This is a genomic window from Mycobacterium sp. E183 (genome assembly GCF_001667735.1).
Lineage (GTDB): Bacteria > Actinomycetota > Actinomycetes > Mycobacteriales > Mycobacteriaceae > Mycobacterium.
In genome coordinates this window covers 1-16,459 of record NZ_LZJN01000080.1, presented here as the reverse complement: position 1 = coordinate 16,459, position 16,459 = coordinate 1, and the positions used below count along the sequence as shown (strand labels likewise).

Genomic DNA, 16,459 nt, shown 5'->3' with positions numbered 1-16,459 from the left:
TCCATTTGGTGGAGCTGCCGGGAATCGAACCCGGGTCCTACGGCATTCCCTCAAGACTTCTCCGTGCGCAGTTCGCTATGCCTCTACTCGGATCTCCTGGTCACGCGAACAAGCCAGGATGACGATCCCAGTCGCTGTTGGTGTCCCGATGAGCCCCGCGACCGAACTCATCGGTTGATCCCTCTAGCTGACGCCAGGCTCCGGGTCGAGGGCTTTCCCGGTCTGACGGACTAGCTGTCGCTTAGGCAGCGAGAGCGTAGTCGCGCTGATGTGAATCGGCGCTTAATTGGTTGCAACGACGCTTACGGTGGTCTCTTGCCTGCACCGGCACGCTTCCCTTGATTCGATGCGCGAAGTCGAAACCGTTCAGCCCCTCGCATCCCCGCCGATTTTCGGCAGGACAATCAATAGTACGCCGTGATCAACGCGCGGCAACGAACGTATCTTCCCGGTCCGCGCTGCGATCAGATCACGAAATTCAGGTGCTCGACGACCTGGGCGGCCACGTCCTCGTCACCGCCGAGGTCGACGGATTGCGCCCGGGCGCGGCACATGGGCCGGCCGCCGGCCAGCCGGGTGAACTGCAGGCCGTCCAGCCGGATCGCCACCGTCGGCTCCTGGCCGCCGAAGTCATCGACCAACCGGGCCCGCCCATCGACGCTGACGCGGATGTTGCGGGACAGCGGCCCGGTCAGCTCGAACAGGACCCGCGAGCCCTCGGGCGCCTTGGCCCGCTTGCCCACCACGTAGCCCATGGTGGCGGCGATCTCGTCCAGGGACAGTTCAGCCGCGGGACTGGCGAGCTGCTCATCGGACGACGGCCAGCGCAGCGCCTCGCGGATGTCCTGCTCGTGCATCCAGCAGTCGAACACCCGGACGCGCATGAATCGCCCGTAGCTCTCCGGGCCCACCGGCGTCACCGTCACGGCGTCCCAGTCCTCGGCGGACATGTCCGTCAGCGCCGCGCGCCGGTCGTCGGTGATGTCCTTGAACCGTTTGAGCACGTCGCCGCCGGGCTCCGCGCTCAGGTAGCGCACCCAGCACTCGTTCATCGCGCCGATGTCGTTGCGAACATGCTCGAGCGTCGAGACGTCGATGTCGGGTTGCGGCGCGGGGACGCCGGCGAGGAACGACTCGGTGCCGATCATGTGCGCCACCAACGCCTTGACGTCCCAACCGGGCAGCGGGCTGGCCGCCTCCCACTCCGCCTCCGGCAACCCGTCCAGCAGGGCGGTGATGTCGTCCCACACCGCGAACAGACCCGCGAGCACTTCGGACTTGTCGAGCTTGGTGACAGGGCGATCGGCCATGGTCGGATAGTAGGCCGATCATTTCCCGATCAAGAGCCCGATCCGAATAATGACCAGGGCGCCCACGGCCAGCAGTCCGCCGACGGCGATCATCGCCGGGGGTCCGGGGTAGACGGTGACCCACGCCCCCGCCGCGATGGCGACCAGCGCGTGGATGGCGCGGGCGGCGGAGAATCGCTGCTTGCGCAACACGGACAGCAGCACGCCGCGCGGAATCGCACGCACTAGCCACCACAGCACGGCGATCATGGCCGCGGTGAGCAACCCCACGGCCACTCGCGCCACCGCGGTCGGACGCCCGTCGTTGTAAGCCCCCGCGGTGATGGCGAGCAACACGCTCAGCACACCGGCCCCGACGGTGACGCCAGCGAGCACCTTTCGCAGCACCACCCCGATGTTTCGGCGAGCCAGGTCCGCCAGTTCCGGGTCGCTTCCCGCGGCCTCGAGAAACCCACGCAGGGCGCGACCAAACTTGTTCCCATCCAATCGGTGAATGGCCAGATCGTTGAGCGCCTCGGCGTTGCCGGGATCCAACTGCAACGCTTGCCGATAGGAGGCGACGGATTCGGAACGCCGCCCGAGCCGATGCAGGATCGCGCCCCGCAAGTTCAGCGCATCGACATCGTTGGGTTCGAGCTGCAGCGCCCTATCGATGACGTACAGGGCCGTCGCCATTTGTCGCGACCTCAGCAGCAGAGCCGCGTACAGGCGGTATTGGGCTGCCTGGTTCGGATGGGCGACCACCCCCCGCCACGCCATCCACATCGCGTCATAGTTGCGGCCGAGACCCTCGAGCGCCAACGCGTAGACCCGCATCGCGAATTCGTGTTGCGGCGCGACCGACAACGCTGCATATGCGCTGTTGGCTGCGGGCCCATGGTTTTTGAGTGCGTGATCGGCCGCGGCGTGCAGGGCCAGCAGGTCAGGGTCGTTGGGATTTTGCGACAACGCAGCGTGGGTGACATCTCGTGTCCGCTGGTAATTCCTGGTCGCGTAATACGCGCGGGCGACCTGCAGGGCGCTGTCGGCTCGAACGCCGGGGTCCGACGTCACCGGTGGTCACCGAAACTTCCTGCGGCGCAGGTACTTCGCCAACTCGTCGTACGTGCCGTCACCGTTGGCGAATTCGACGACATTGCGCGCCGTCTCGAACCAGGGGCCGGTGCTGGGCCGGATCTGAGCGAGCGCGTTGTCGATATCGGCCATCAGCACCGGCCGCACCTGGCCGCTGCGCATCGAATCCGCCATCGCAAGCTGCGTCGCGATCTCGCACACGTAGGCCAGGTCGGCGCCGGAGAAGCTTTCGGTGCGGTTGGCGATCGTCTTGAGGTCGATACCGGAGACCGGCCGGTCCTGCAGGTGCGATCGCACGATGCCCGCTCGGGCGCCGACGTCGGGCAGGCCGACGAAAATCATCCGGTCGAATCGGCCCGGCCGCCTCAGCGCCGGGTCGACATCCCAGGGCGCGTTGGTGGCGCCCAGCACGTACACACCGTCGTTGATCGACCCCGCCGAATCCATCTCCTCCAGCAGCGTGTTCACCACCGGCCGCATCCCCGAGCTGCCGCTCAGGGCCGAGCGCCGATGACCCAACGCGTCCACCTCGTCGAAGAACAGCACGCAGGGCGCGTTGCGCCGGGCGGTGTCGAAGACGGCGCGGATGCTGCGCTCGCTGTTACCGAACCACTGGTGCAGAACGTCGGCGATGCCAACTTGATAGAAGTTCGCACCCAGCTCGCCCGAAATGGCTTTGGCAATGAACGTCTTGCCGCAGCCCGGTGGGCCGTACAGCAGCAGCCCGCCGCGCGCGGTCACCTTGTACGCCTTCATCAGCTCGGGATTCTTGATCGGGCCGAGCAGCGAAAGGTCCAGCTGCCGTTTGACGTCCTCCATGCCGGCGACGTCGTCGAGCCGGACGCGGACGCGCTGCACGACGTCGAAGTCGTCCTCGTTGACGGCGTCCGGGGGGCGCTCGACGAACGCGGGCTCGATGATGTCGGCGACCTCGCGTTCGGCGCTCGACCAGTCGAACCCCTCCTGGCCGGCGGGTGGCTCTCCCGGCGACGGCGGACCCTCGGACGATGCCCCCAGTGCCGCGGTGCACCGCTGCAGCAGGCTCAGTGCCTGGGCGTTGCCCGGTTGCTGGGTCAGCGCCGTACTGCAGTGACTCAGCGCCTCGGCGTACCGCCCCTTGTCCGCGAGCAAATTGGCGAGATGCAGCCTCAGCTCGATCACGTCGGGGCTGCGTTGCACCGCGCCCGACAACTCCCGGATGACCGGGTCCTCGGTATCGGATGCCCCCACCGTCATCTCCCCGCGTATGAGTGCTGGCAGCCCAATACTAAGGGGGCAGCGCCGTCAGCTGGCGGCGATCATGGCGACGGAGCCCATGGCCATCACCATGCCGAACCCCTGCCACCGCGTGAGCCGCTCGCGCAGCACGACCATCGCCAGCACGACCGTGGCCGCCGGGTAGAGCGAGATCAGGATGCTGGCCAGCGAGAGCAACCAGGTGTGCAACGCCAGCAGCATGGTCACGTTGGCGCAGATGTCCAGCACGGCCACGGCCAACGCCAGCTTCAACGGCTTCCCGCGCGGCGCCCGCAGGTTGTCACTGGCCGCGGCCATCACGAAGATCACCACGGTGGCCGCGAGCCGGGCGAAGACCAGCGGCCACAGTTTGCACGCGTGGGGCGCCTGGTGCAGAAAGACCAGGTTCAGTCCCATCGCCGAACCGGCCAGCAGCGTGAGCCACGCCACCTTCGGGGTGAATCGATACGGGGTGACGCCCTGTGCGGTCGCTTCCCGGCTCACCAGCATGACCGCGACCAACGCCAGCACGAAGCCCACCGAAGCGCCTGGCCCCGGCCGCTCCCCCAGCGCCACTCCGACCGCGACCGGGACGGCCGCGTTCAGCACCGCCGCCAGCGGCGAGACGACAGAGATCGGCCCGGCGCCCAGCGCGGCAAAGAAGGCCCACATGCCGACCGCCATTCCGACGCCGTAGAGGCAACCCCAGAAAACGGCGCCCCACGAGATCGGCCCGCCCACCGCCAGGGCCAGCGCGCCCAGCAAGAACGTCTCGATCGGATAGACCACCAGCATCACGCGCAGCGCGGCGACCCGGCGAGCGGCTACACCGCCCACGAAATCGCTGACGCCGTAAGTAACGGCCGACAGCTGCGCGTAAGCGGCCCCGATCAGCTCATGCCCTTGGCTCGGCGACCCAATTCACGGACCACTTCGCGCTGGGCATCGCGGCGGGCCATGTCCTGACGTTTGTCGTGCGCTCGCTTGCCGCGCGCTAACGCGAGCTCGACCTTGACCTTTCCTTCGGAGAAATACAGAGACATCGGCACGAGGGCGAGGTTACCATCTCGTATCTTTCCGACCAGACGGTCGATTTGTTGCCTATGTAACAACAACTTTCGGTTTCGACGTGGCTCATGGTTGGTCCAGCTACCGTGCTGATACTCGGGAATGTACAAGTTGCGCAACCACACTTCGCCGTCGTCGACGGTTGCGAACGCGTCGGCCAGGGACGCGTGTCCCTCGCGCAGACTCTTCACCTCGGTGCCCTGTAAAGACACTCCGGCCTCGAACTCCTCGAGGATCGAATAGTTGTGCCGCGCTTTGCGATTGGTGGCGATGATCTGTTTGCTGCCACGCTTGCCGCCCGCCGCCCTGGCCCGGCCGGGATCTTTCGCCACAGCTACCGCCGGATGTAGAGGCGCAACGTCGCGTAGGAGGTCAGCCCGGCGATCGACACGCCGAGCAGGAACAGCCACGGCGAGATGTAGAGGATGTCGGCGTAGTCGACCTTGGCGATCAAATGCGCTTGGTAGAACTGGCTCAGCGCGTTGTCCAGGAACCACGCTCGCACCAGAACCAGGCCGACGATCGCGATGGCGACACCGATGGCCGCGGCCAGCATCGCCTCCACCAGGAACGGCAGCTGGGTGTACCAGCGGCTGGCCCCGACCAACCGCATGATCTGGATCTCCGTGCGCCGCGTGTGCGCGGCGACCTGGACCATGTTGGCAATCAGCAGGATCGCCCCGATGGCCTGCACCAGGGCGACGGCGAACGCGGCGTCGCGCAAACCGTCCAGGACGGCGAATAGCCTATCTATCAAATCTTTTTCGTTGAGGATGCTGCGCACGCCCGGCTGGCCCTGCATCGCGGCGTCGAACTCCGCGTGCTGTTCGGGGTTGTTCAGCTTGACGATGAACGACGCGGGAAACGACTCCTTGCCCGCCACGTCCTTGAACTCCGGGAACTTCTTGATCGCGTCGTTGTAGGCGTCCTGCCGGTTGACGAAACGCACCGATTTGACGTCTTGGCGCGCATCGATCTTGTCCCGCAGCGCTTTACACGGGCCGGACCCGCATGTCGCGTCGTTGGCGGAGATGTCGTCGGTGAGGAACACCTGCGTCTCCACGCGGTCGAGATAGATCTCCCGCGAGTTGTCGGCCAACCGCACCACCAGCAGACCGCCACCGAACAGGCCGATCGAGATGGCCGTGGTGAGGATCATCGCCGCCGTCATCGTGACGTTGCGACGGAGCCCGGTCAGGACCTCGTTGAACAGGAAGCCAAAGCGCACTTAGCGGTCCATCCCATAGATGCCGCGCTGCTCGTCGCGAACCAGCCGCCCCAGAGACAACTCCACGACGCGCTGACGCATCGAGTCGACGATGTGGTGGTCGTGCGTCGCCATCAACACCGTCGTCCCCGTGCGGTTGATCCGCTCCAACAAATCCATGATGTCCTTACTGGTGTCTGGGTCGAGATTGCCAGTCGGCTCGTCGGCCAGCAGAACCAGGGGCCGGTTGACGTACGCGCGCGCGATCGCCACGCGTTGCTGCTCGCCGCCGGACAACTCGTGGGGCAGCCGGTTCGCTTTGCCGGACAGGCCGACCGTTTCGAGCACCTCGGGCACCACCCGGTTGATGGCGTCGGCCCGCCGGCCGATCACCTCCAGCGCGAAGGCGACGTTCTCGTAGACGGTCTTCTGCTGCAGCAGGCGGAAGTCCTGGAACACGGTTCCGATCACCTGGCGCAGCTTCGGAATGTGACGACCGCGCAGCTTGTTGACGTGGAACTTCGACACCCGGATGTCGCCGGAGGTGGGGTTCTCCTCGCCGAGCAGCAGCCGCATGAACGTCGACTTACCGGAACCCGACGGGCCGATCAGGAAGACGAACTCACCCTTGTCGATTTTGACGTTCACGTCCTCTAACGCCGGACGGGCCGACGCTTTGTACTTCTTGCTGACATGGTCAAGGGTGATCATCACGGCACGCCAGTGTAGCCGTGAATTTCGCTGGCAAGCCAAGTCAACTGGCCGGCGGTGGCGAACTGGGCGCCGGGCCGGGCCCCGGCTGCGGTAGCTGAGGCGGCGATGCGGGGCTGCTGGCGGTGGGCGGGCAGAAGGGCGGCGGCAGCAGGCACGGCAGCTGCGGCAGCGCCGGTGGCGGCGTGGTGGTGGTCGTCGTCACGGGCGGCGGTGGCGGCGGCGGCGTGCTCGTCGGGGTCGGCGTGTAGGTGACGGTCGGCGGCGGCTGCTGCACGCGACTGCGCGGCACCCAGGTGTAGTTCGGGTCGGGGACGAAACCGGGCGGCACCACCTGCTGCGCGGGTGGCTTGGGCGCCGGTTCCGGGCGGTAGGTGTCGTAGACCCACCACGCGGCGAAGAAGGCGATGATCAGCACGAGGGTCGAGGTGCGGAGCCGCCCGCCGAACATGTATTTCGGCCAGCGATGATCCGCGTCCGAGTCTTCGCTGCGCTTCTCGAAGATGCTCAGGGTGAATTTCAACGCTTCTGCACCGCACCTTGGACGTCGTCGTCGATTCGCTCCTCGGCCGCCTGGGCCACCGGGACGGACGGGTCTTCCACCAGCCCGACCTTCGCGTCCGCCGCGGTCATGATGCCGACGCGGGCCAGCGCCCGTATGACCAGGACACGCAGCTGTCGGCCGGCCTCGAACTGCTTGCCGGGCAGCGTGCGGGCCACCAGACGCAGGGTGACGGTGTCGACTTCGATGCTCTCCACACCCATGACGGTGGGCGCGTCCAACAGCAACTCGCCCAATAGCGGGTTTTCCATCGCGCGGTCGCATTCCTGGTGCAAGACCTCGTTGACCCGGTTCAGGTCGGCGCTGGTGGACACCGGGATGTCGACCACCGCGCGCGCCCAGTCCTTGGACAGGTTGACCACCTTGACGATCTGTCCGTTGGGGATGGTCAACACCTCGCCGTCCGCTGAGCGCAGGCGGGTCACCCGAAGCGTCACGTTCTCGACGGTGCCGCTGGCCTCCGTCGAGGAGACGACGGTGAGGGTGACCAGGTCCCCGAAGCCGTACTGGCGCTCCGCCAAGATGAAGAACCCCGACAACAGGTCCCTGACCAGCTGCTGCGCCCCGAAACCCAGGGCGGCGCCGACCACGGTGGCCGGCGCGACCAGTCCCCCCACGGAGAACTGCAGCACGTCGGCGATCTGCATGATCACCCAGATGCTGATCAGGACCACCGACACCCAGGAGATCACCGAAGCCATCGCCTGGCGGTGCTTGGTCGCCTCCGAGCGCACCAGCGCGTCGCTTTCGGCGAAACCCAGGTTGAGCTGACGGGTGATCTGCTGCGCCACCCAGTTGACGAACCGGGCCGCCAGCACCGCCACGATCAGCACCATCACGATCCTCAGACCGCGGGTGATGATCCACTGCCCGATGTCGCCGCGCCAAAATTCGTGCCAGCCCAGCGCCCTTGTCAGGGCGGTCGAGGCAAGAAGAGTTGTGTTAGTCGTCATCTTTTCGGTTGCGCCACCGGATTCCCGCTTCCAGGAACCCGTCGATGTCTCCGTCCAGGACGGCCGCCGGATTGCCGACCTCGTACTCGGTCCGCAGATCCTTGACCATCTGATAGGGATGCAGAACGTAGGAGCGCATCTGATTGCCCCACGAACTGCCGCCTTCACCTTTCAACGCGTCGAGTTCTGCGCGTTCTTCGGAACGCTTGCGCTCCAACAACTTTGCCTGAAGCACTCGCATCGCCGAGACCTTGTTCTGCAATTGCGATTTTTCGTTCTGGCAAGTCACGACGATACCCGTTGGGATGTGGGTTAGACGAACGGCCGAGTCGGTGGTGTTCACGGATTGGCCGCCGGGCCCGCTGGAGCGGTAAACATCAACGCGCACATCGCCTTCCGGGATGTCGATGTGATCGGTGGTGTCCACCACGGGAAGCACCTCGACCTCCGCGAACGACGTCTGGCGTCGATTCTGGTTGTCAAAGGGGCTGATCCTGACCAATCGATGGGTACCCTGCTCGACCGACAACGTGCCGTAGGCGAACGGGGCGTGCACGGCGAACGTCGCGCTCTTGATGCCCGCCTCCTCGGCGTAGGACGTGTCGAACACTTCGACGGGGTACTTGTGCTGCTCGGCCCACCGGATGTACATCCGCATCAGCATCTCGGCCCAGTCGGCCGCGTCCACCCCGCCGGCGCCCGACCGGATGGTGACCAGCGCCTCCCGCTCGTCGTACTCCCCCGAGAGCAGCGTGCGCACCTCGGTGGCTTCTATATCGGCCCTCAGCGCCTTCAGCTCGGCGTCCGCCTCGGCGAGCGCTTCTGTTTTGCTGGCGGCGCCCTCCGCTTCTTCGGCCGCCAGCTCGTAGAGCACCGGCAGATCATCGAGCCGTTGCCTCAGCTCTTCGATGCGACGCAGTTCCCCCTGGGCGTGGGACAACTGGCTGGTCACCCGCTGCGCGTTGGCCTGGTCATCCCACAATTGGGGATCGGACGCCTCGTGTTCGAGCTTCTCGATCCGGCTGCGCAGACCGTCCACATCGAGCACCCGCTCCACCGTGGTCAGGGTGGAGTCAAGGGCGGCGATGTCGGCTTGACGGTCGGGTTCCACAGCGGACAACGTTACCGGGACGCTCCGAGCGCCCCGGCTCCCGGCGAGTGCCCGGGCCACGACCAGCGGTCATGCGTTTAGCATCGAGTCACGGTCATGTGCACCCCGCGCCGCGCGCCGCCAGCCCCCCGCGCGCTAACCGGGCACGAATAGAAGGTCGAGTATGCGTCCATACCACGTTGCCATCGTCGGCTCCGGACCGTCCGGGTTCTTCGCCGCGTCCTCCCTGCTCAAAGCGGCGGACGCGGCCGAAGACATCGAGGTGGCCGTCGACATGCTGGAGATGCTGCCGACCCCGTGGGGGCTGGTGCGCTCGGGCGTCGCGCCCGACCACCCGAAGATCAAGTCGATCAGCAGGCAGTTCGAAAAGACCGCCGAAGATCCCCGCTTCAGATTTTTCGGCAATGTGGTGGTCGGCGAGCACGTGCAGCCCGACGAACTGTCCGAACGCTACGACGCGGTGATCTACGCCATCGGCGCGCAATCCGACCGGTCGTTGAAGATTCCCGGCGAGGACCTGCCCGGCAGCATGGCCGCGGTGGAATTCGTCGGCTGGTACAACGCGCACCCACACTTCCAAGAACCCGGCCCCGACCTGTCGGGCGCCCGGGCCGTGGTCGTCGGCAACGGCAACGTCGCCCTCGACGTCGCCCGCATCCTGGTGACCGATCCCGACGTGCTCGCACGCACCGACATCGCCGACCACGCCCTGGAGTCGCTGCGGCCGTGTGGCGTGGAGGAAGTGGTGATCATCGGGCGGCGCGGGCCGCTGCAGACCGCGTTCACCACGCTGGAGTTGCGCGAGCTGGCCGATCTGGAAGGCGTCGACGTGATCGTCGATCCGGCGCAGCTCGAGGGCATCACCGCCGACGACGAGGCCGCCGCGGACAAGACGACGAAGCTGAACATCAAGGCGTTGCGCGACTACGCCACGCGGGCGCCACGGCCCGGCCATCGCCGGATCGTGTTCCGGTTCATGACTTCGCCGATCGAGATCAAGGGCGACGGCAAGGTGGAGAGCATCGTGCTCGGGCGCAACGAATTGGTCAACGACGACAGCGGCCGGGTATCCGCCAAGGACACCGGCGAGCGCGAGGAGCTGCCGGTTCAACTGGTGGTGCGGTCGGTCGGGTACCGAGGTATGCCCACCCCCGGTCTGCCGTTCGACGAGAAGACCGCGACCATCCCCAACGCCGCGGGCCGGGTGGAGGGCAGCCGCAACGAATACGTCGCCGGATGGATCAAGCGCGGGCCGACCGGTGTCATCGGCACCAATAAGAAGGACTCCCAGGACACCGTCGACACGCTGATCGCCGATCTGGACCGCGCGAAGGAATCCGGTCTGCCGGACTTCCCCGACGACCACGCCGACCAGCTGGCCGACTGGCTGGCCTCACGCCAGCCCAAACTGGTCACCTCCGCGCACTGGGAGGTCATCGACCGTCATGAGCGCGCCGCCGGGGAGCCGCACGGGCGCCCGCGCGTCAAGCTGCCCAACCTGGCCGAGCTGCTGCGGATCAGCCACGGCTGATCACCGGGCGACGGTTGCCGGCGGCCCGTCGTCCAGCGCCCGTCCATGAAAACGACGCAAGAGCGCCACCACGTCGGCGCGGTCGATCAGATCCGCCGTCACAGGTTGCTGCACCGTATCGCCAGCACCGAATGCCCCACGTTGCAGACGTCGGCGGCGGTGTGGGAGTCGGTGACCAGCAACTGGCCCGCTTCGGGGTTGGCGTGCAGGTACTGCTCCACACTGCCGCGCACGATCGCGGATTCCGCCCGGACGTCGGGATACAGTCGCGTCCACCGCGCGAGCCGCCGGCTCAATCGTGCTTGGGCCGAACGCATTCCGTCGCCGGCGTCGTGCGAGTCCTCGCCGTATACCCAGAGCGCGTGCAGCGTGGCTCGGCGCAGCCTCGCCTCCTCGAAAGCGTGCCGCAGCACCATGCCGTTGTCGACTTCGGCGAGGACGCTCCCGACCTTCGGCGCCGCCGAGCGGCGGGCCGGCTGATGGATGACGGCCACCGGGCACCGGGCCGAGCCGGCCAGGGCGCTCGCGACGGACGTTCCGCCGTGGCGGGCGTGGTTGAGCCCGATCGAACCGATGCAGATCATGGCCGCCGACCTCGCCTCCTCCATCAACTTGGTGAGTGGCCTGCCATAAAGGATGTCGGCTTCGATCTTCACCTGCGTGCCGGTGGCCTCCACTGCCCGGTGGGCGTCGGCCAGCGCCGTGCGTGCGGCGGCGAGGCGCGCCTCGCTGGCGGCCGCGGTCGGCGCGTCCCGTGGATCGACGACGTAAACCAATCGCATCGGGATGTCCCGGCTGACTGCCTCGTCGATCGCCCACAGGGCCGCCTGCACCGCCCCACTCGATCCGTCCACACCCACGACGATCGCCGGAGCGGGATAGCTGGTGCTCATCGAGGGCTCCTTCGCTCAGCTGTGGGCGGGCACTTTCCGGTCGCTCGGTGACGACGCTATGACCGGGAACCCCTCTCCCACAGAGGCATTGGTCCCCGAATATGTGCCATTCGGCCCCTGGGTACCGGCGGCGGCGGACCGCAGGCCACGCCAGTTATCAAGCGGTTCAGCGGCTTTCGCTATTTGTCAGGCGTTTGATAAGACTGGGACTGGTTAACGTAAGGTAAACGCTCGGCAAACGGAGTCTGAATTAAGGGTGGCCGGCTCCGCGAAATCAGCAAAACCCCGCACGTGTGGTCCGCACCTGCGACCTTTGAAGTGCCCGAACATCGAAGGTTTCTCGCGATGCCCTGTGCGCACGGTCCGCCAACTCGATAACCGCCACGCTGCCCGGTAGCCAGCCGTGGAGCGATTCCGCCCGGGCCGCCTCTCGTCCGTTCGCCGGGGAGGGCTTCGCCTGCCCGCCGACCGGCACGAGCGGCCAAAGACCGTCGCTAATCATTCTTGCCCACAACGCACTTGAGGGATGGACACTATGGATTGGGCTTTTCTTCCGCCAGAGGTCAACTCTGCCCGGATGTACACCGGCCCGGGGCCGGGATCGCTGTTGGCCGCCGCGGGAAGTTGGGATGCGCTGTCGGCCGAACTGACCTCCACCGCCGCGTCTTACGAGGCGGTGCTGTCGAGTCTCGGCCTGCAATGGCGGGGCTCCGCTGCCGACGCGATGGCGTTCGCGGCCGCCCGCTACCTGGCGTGGTTGCAGGCGACCGCCGAGCAGACACAACAGACAGCCATGCAGGCGCGAACCGCGGCGGCGGCTTACGAGCAGGCGTACACGATGACGGTGCCGCCGCCGGTGATCGCGGCCAACCGCACCCTGCTGGCATCGCTGGTGGCGACCAACATCGTGGGCCAGAACACCGCGGCCATCGCGGCCGTCGAGGCGCAATACGCCGATTTCTGGGCCCAGGACACCGCAGCCATGACCGGCTACGCCGCGTCCTCTTCGGCGGCGATGCAGCTGCCGAAGTTCGCCAGCGCGAACAAATCCACCGCGGAGTCCGGGGTCAGCGCCCAGCATGCCGCCGTGACCGCGGCCGGCATGAAGGCCGCCGCGTCCAATGCCGTCAAGCAGTCGCTCTCACCGCAATCGGCGCAGACGTTGCTGAGTCCGAATCCGGCGGCCGCACCCATTCAGCAAGCGGCCGCGAACAACAACGGCGCCTTCCGGCTCCTCGACGCGATTCAGGGAACGGGCGTCGGCTTCAGTGCTCCCTACAACATGGAGCAATTCGTATCCGGAATCATTGGCGCCGAGAACAATCTGGGCATCCTGGCCAAGCCGGGGGCGGCCGCGGCCAATCTCGCACCCGCGGTCGCGGCGCCCGCACTTCGCGGCGCGGCCGCGGGCTTGGGCGGGGGCTTGGGCAACGTCACCGCAACGCTGTCGCACGCCGGGTCGATCGGGCCGATGTCCGTGCCGGCCAGCTGGTCCGCGCCCACGAGCACCCATATCTCGCCGTTATCACCCGCCGGGTTCACCACGCTGCCGGGCACCGAGGAGCCGGTGTCGTCCGGATACCCCGGCTATCCGGGCATGCCGGGCGCCGGCAACTCGCGAGCCGTCGGCGTGGGTGCGCCGCCCCGCTACGGGATACGGCTCAACGTGATACCGCGGCCGCCGGCCGCCGGGTGACATGCGGTCGATCCGCCAACGGCCGGCCAGGGAACGAACCGCTCGACGCATGCGGCTTCGTGGTGCGCGCTCATAGGGCTGTAGGACAATGGATTTCGGCATTCTCCCACCAGAGGTGAACTCCGGCCGGATGTACGCCGGCCCCGGTTCCGGCCCGCTGCTGGCCGCCGCGGGAGGGTGGGACTCGCTGTCGGCGGAGTTGACCGTCACGGCCGCGGTGTACGAATCGGTGCTGTCGGGGCTGACGGGGTTGCATTGGCACGGACCGGCATCCCGGGCGATGGCAGCCGGCGCAGCGCCCTACGTGGCGTGGCTGCATACCACCGCCGAGCGTGCACGGCAGGCCGCGATGCGGGCCCGGGCCGCGGCGGCGGCTTACGAACTCGCCCATGCCATGACGGTGCCCCCGCCCGCGATCGCCGCCAACCGCAGCCGATTGGCGCAGTTGATCGCGACGAACTTCTTCGGCCAGAACACCGCCGCGATCGCGGCCACCGAAACCGAGTACGCCGAGTATTGGGCCCAGGACGCGTCCGCGATGTACGCCTATTCGGCGGGTTCGGCTGCCGCGGCGCAGCTTTCGCCGTTCCTCTCCCCGCGGGCGGCCACCGATGCGGCCGGGATCGCGGACCAGCAGCAGGCCGTCGCACACGCCAGCACGAACTCGGGGTCTCAGGCGGTGGCCTCCGCGGCGCCGGGCTCGACCTCGGGACTCTTCCGAATCCTCGACAGCATCCAGGCTGTCCAGACCACGTTCAACGCCCTTTTCAACGCCGAGGGGTTTCCCGCCGGAATCATCCAGGCGGACAAGAACTTGGGAATCCTGCCGAACCTCGCGGCCGTCCCGGCCGCGGCGCCCACGCAGCCCGCGCTCGGGGGGCCGGGATCGGGTGTGGGGAACGTCCATGCCGTGTTGGCCCGCGCCGGGCGGATCGGGGCGATGTCGGTGCCCGCCGGCTGGACGGCCGCGACGGGCAGCCCCGTCGGGGGACTTCCGGGCGGCGGGCCATCCGCGCTGCCGACGACCGAGGCGCTGGCCCGAACCGGATCCGGCACGCCCGGGGTGCCCGGAATTCCAGGGGGCAGAGTCTCGCGGGCCGCGCTGGTCGTACCGCGTTATGGCGTCCGCATCTCGGTGATGGCCCGCCCGCCGGCGGCCGGCTGATGGATCGCTAGACCGGGGGCGGCTCGGACGGCGCGAACTTCCAGTTGTCCGGATTCTTCGGCGAATACACCACCGGAAACAACTGGCCCATGGTCGGCCACTGCTCGACGTCGACGGCCATGCGCTGATACACCGCGTGCTCGCTGACCGTCGGCCCGTTGATGACCCCGGCGATGGTGACGAATTGCTCGCCGGTCGCGTCCGGCCGCGGGCTCACCCCGGTCACCAGCAGCGTGCCGTTCAAGAGGTCTCCACGTGGGCCGCGGGGGAGGAACCGCTGAGCAAGTGCGACCGCCAAGACGCCCAGCAGCAGGATCAGGACTCCGAATTCCCACACCCCGCCATCGTAGGGCCGTGATAGGACTGCGTCATGAGCCGGGACGATCTGACGCTGGCGCTCGCGCTGGCCGACCGCGCGGACGCGCTGACTTCCGCCCGCTTCGGCGCGCTGGACCTGCGCGTCGACACCAAGCCCGACCTGACCCCGGTTACCGACGCCGACCGCTCGGTGGAAACCGAACTCCGCGAGACGCTAGGGAGCGAACGGCCACAGGACAGCATTCTCGGCGAGGAGTTCGGCGGCACCGCCGTTTTCACCGGGCGGCAGTGGATCATCGATCCCATCGACGGCACCAAGAACTTCGTGCGCGGCGTGCCGGTGTGGGCCAGTTTGATCGCATTGCTCGAAGACGGTGTGCCGACGGTCGGCGTCGTGAGCGCGCCGGCGCTGCAACGCCGGTGGTGGGCGGCTCGCGGCCTCGGCGCGTTCGTCACGGTCGACGGCGCGCCCCCGCGGCCGCTATCGGTTTCCGCTGTGGCGCAACTCGACTCGGCCAGCCTGTCGTTCTCCAGCCTGTCCGGCTGGGCCGAGCGCGGTCTGCGGGACCGCTTCATCGGGCTCACCGACGCGGTCTGGCGGGTGCGCGCGTTCGGCGACTTCCTGTCCTATTGCCTGGTGGCCGAGGGGGCCGTCGACATCGCCGCCGAACCCGAGGTGTCGGTGTGGGACCTCGCTGCCCTCGACGTCCTCGTGCGCGAAGCGGGCGGAACGATGACCGGACTCGACGGCGTCGCGGGTCCGCACCGCGGCAGCGCCGTGGCGACCAACGGGCCGCTGCACGAACTCGTGCTTCGCGCCCTCGACGCCGGCGGTCTGTGAATTAGTTAACAAGTGTTCTCTGTGATCTTACTCCGGAGTAAGATAGCCTTGTTCGCACTGCCCCGACTAACCACAGGCTGCCGACATGACCGACACAGGTTCCGGTTCCACAAAGACTTCCAAGTCCGCCCGCTCCGGTCGCAAGCGGAAAGACCAGCAGAGCGCGGTAGGGCTGCAACACCACAAGCGCACGGGCGTCGACATCGCCATCGCGCTGCTCACCCCGCTCATGGGCCAGGAATTCCTGGACAAATACCGTCTGCGCGATCCGGTCAACCGGGGCCTGCAGTACGGCACGAAGACCGTCTTCTCCACCGCGGCGGCCGCCTCCCGGCAGTTCAGGCGGGTGCAGAATCTGCGCGGCGGGCCGACCCGGCTCAAGTCGAGCGGCAAGGACTACTTCGACCTGACGCCCGACGACGAACAGCAGATGATCGTCGAGACGCTTACCGAATTCGCCGACGAGGTGTTGCGGCCCGCGGCGCCCGGCGCCGACGAGGCGGCGACCTACCCGGCCGACCTGATCGCCAAGGCCGCCGAGCTGGGCATCACCGCGATCAACATCCCCGAGGACTTCGAGGGCATCGCCGCCCACCGGTCAAGCGTGACCAACGTGCTGGTGGCCGAGGCGCTCGCCTACGGCGACATGGGTCTCGCGCTGCCGATTCTGGCCCCGGGCGGTGTGGCCGCGGCGCTCACGCACTGGGGCAGCGCGGACCAGCAGGCCACGTATCTGCACGAGTTCGCGGGCGAGAACGTTCCGCAGGCCTGCGTCGCCATCGC

At 67.5% G+C, this 16,459-nt stretch carries 17 protein-coding genes and 1 other RNA gene; 5 read left to right on the top strand and 13 right to left on the bottom strand.

Annotated features, from left to right (window positions below; translation table 11 throughout):
- Positions 1 to 6 precede the first annotated feature (6 nt).
- The 11 genes from ssrA to prfB form a co-directional block, all read right to left on the bottom strand.
- Positions 7 to 374: a transfer-messenger RNA gene (ssrA, locus tag A5691_RS07740) on the bottom strand.
- A 90-nt stretch (positions 375 to 464) separates the two neighbouring features.
- A complete protein-coding gene (locus A5691_RS07735; protein WP_067756980.1) occupies positions 465 to 1,310 on the bottom strand; it encodes a maleylpyruvate isomerase family mycothiol-dependent enzyme in 846 nt (281 codons plus the stop codon).
- Between the two features lie 18 nt (positions 1,311 to 1,328).
- Positions 1,329 to 2,363 carry a tetratricopeptide repeat protein gene (locus A5691_RS07730; protein ID WP_068015383.1) on the bottom strand — a complete coding sequence of 345 codons (1,035 nt, stop codon included), beginning with the start codon at positions 2,361 to 2,363 and terminating at the stop codon, positions 1,329 to 1,331.
- 6 nt (positions 2,364 to 2,369) lie between these two features.
- Positions 2,370 to 3,614, bottom strand: coding sequence for an AAA family ATPase (locus A5691_RS07725; protein WP_231980955.1), 1,245 nt, complete (start codon positions 3,612 to 3,614; stop codon positions 2,370 to 2,372).
- Positions 3,615 to 3,668: 54 nt separating this feature from the next.
- Complete coding sequence (locus A5691_RS07720; RefSeq protein WP_197499075.1) at positions 3,669 to 4,418, bottom strand: EamA family transporter; 750 nt, start codon at positions 4,416 to 4,418, stop codon at positions 3,669 to 3,671.
- Between the two features lie 92 nt (positions 4,419 to 4,510).
- Positions 4,511 to 5,020, bottom strand: coding sequence for an SsrA-binding protein SmpB (gene smpB, locus A5691_RS07715; RefSeq protein WP_067756993.1), 510 nt, complete (start codon positions 5,018 to 5,020; stop codon positions 4,511 to 4,513).
- Positions 5,021 to 5,022: 2 nt separating this feature from the next.
- Entirely contained in the window at positions 5,023 to 5,916 is an 894-nt protein-coding gene (gene ftsX / locus A5691_RS07710; RefSeq protein ID WP_067756996.1) for a permease-like cell division protein FtsX, read from the bottom strand.
- Positions 5,917 to 6,606, bottom strand: a complete 690-nt coding sequence (ftsE, locus tag A5691_RS07705; protein ID WP_067756999.1) for a cell division ATP-binding protein FtsE — start codon at positions 6,604 to 6,606, stop codon at positions 5,917 to 5,919.
- Positions 6,607 to 6,649: 43 nt separating this feature from the next.
- Positions 6,650 to 7,129 (bottom strand): hypothetical protein, encoded by a 480-nt coding sequence (locus A5691_RS07700; protein ID WP_068015377.1) that lies wholly within the window; start codon positions 7,127 to 7,129, stop codon positions 6,650 to 6,652.
- Complete coding sequence (locus A5691_RS07695) at positions 7,126 to 8,121, bottom strand: mechanosensitive ion channel family protein (protein ID WP_067757005.1); 996 nt, start codon at positions 8,119 to 8,121, stop codon at positions 7,126 to 7,128. The genes A5691_RS07700 and A5691_RS07695 overlap by 4 nt, the downstream gene beginning before the upstream one ends.
- Positions 8,111 to 9,232: a peptide chain release factor 2 gene (prfB, locus tag A5691_RS07690; RefSeq protein WP_067757008.1), complete on the bottom strand. Its 1,122-nt coding sequence runs from the start codon at positions 9,230 to 9,232 to the stop codon at positions 8,111 to 8,113. The genes A5691_RS07695 and prfB overlap by 11 nt, the downstream gene beginning before the upstream one ends.
- A gap of 163 nt (positions 9,233 to 9,395) precedes the next feature.
- Here prfB and A5691_RS07685 point away from each other — a divergent pair, with 163 nt between their 5' ends.
- Positions 9,396 to 10,763: an FAD-dependent oxidoreductase gene (locus A5691_RS07685; protein WP_067757011.1), complete on the top strand. Its 1,368-nt coding sequence runs from the start codon at positions 9,396 to 9,398 to the stop codon at positions 10,761 to 10,763.
- 98 nt (positions 10,764 to 10,861) lie between these two features.
- Here A5691_RS07685 and A5691_RS07680 read toward each other — a convergent pair whose 3' ends face one another.
- On the bottom strand, positions 10,862 to 11,656 hold the full coding sequence (locus A5691_RS07680; protein WP_067782465.1) for a universal stress protein: 795 nt from the start codon (positions 11,654 to 11,656) through the stop codon (positions 10,862 to 10,864).
- Positions 11,657 to 12,191: 535 nt separating this feature from the next.
- On the opposite strand from A5691_RS07680, the gene A5691_RS07675 reads away from it, so the two are divergent.
- On the top strand, positions 12,192 to 13,352 hold the full coding sequence (locus A5691_RS07675) for a PPE family protein (RefSeq protein ID WP_068015374.1): 1,161 nt from the start codon (positions 12,192 to 12,194) through the stop codon (positions 13,350 to 13,352).
- A gap of 88 nt (positions 13,353 to 13,440) precedes the next feature.
- Positions 13,441 to 14,517, top strand: coding sequence for a PPE family protein (locus A5691_RS07670; RefSeq protein ID WP_067782459.1), 1,077 nt, complete (start codon positions 13,441 to 13,443; stop codon positions 14,515 to 14,517).
- 7 nt (positions 14,518 to 14,524) lie between these two features.
- On the opposite strand, the gene A5691_RS07665 is transcribed toward A5691_RS07670, so the two are convergent.
- Positions 14,525 to 14,854, bottom strand: a complete 330-nt coding sequence (locus A5691_RS07665) for a hypothetical protein (protein WP_067757014.1) — start codon at positions 14,852 to 14,854, stop codon at positions 14,525 to 14,527.
- A 33-nt stretch (positions 14,855 to 14,887) separates the two neighbouring features.
- Here A5691_RS07665 and hisN point away from each other — a divergent pair, with 33 nt between their 5' ends.
- Together hisN and A5691_RS07655 are read left to right on the top strand one after the other, a co-directional pair.
- Positions 14,888 to 15,676, top strand: coding sequence for a histidinol-phosphatase (hisN, locus tag A5691_RS07660; protein ID WP_067757017.1), 789 nt, complete (start codon positions 14,888 to 14,890; stop codon positions 15,674 to 15,676).
- 85 nt (positions 15,677 to 15,761) lie between these two features.
- Positions 15,762 to 16,459: acyl-CoA dehydrogenase family protein (locus tag A5691_RS07655; protein ID WP_197499073.1), on the top strand; the 698-nt coding region annotated here is incomplete at its 3' end.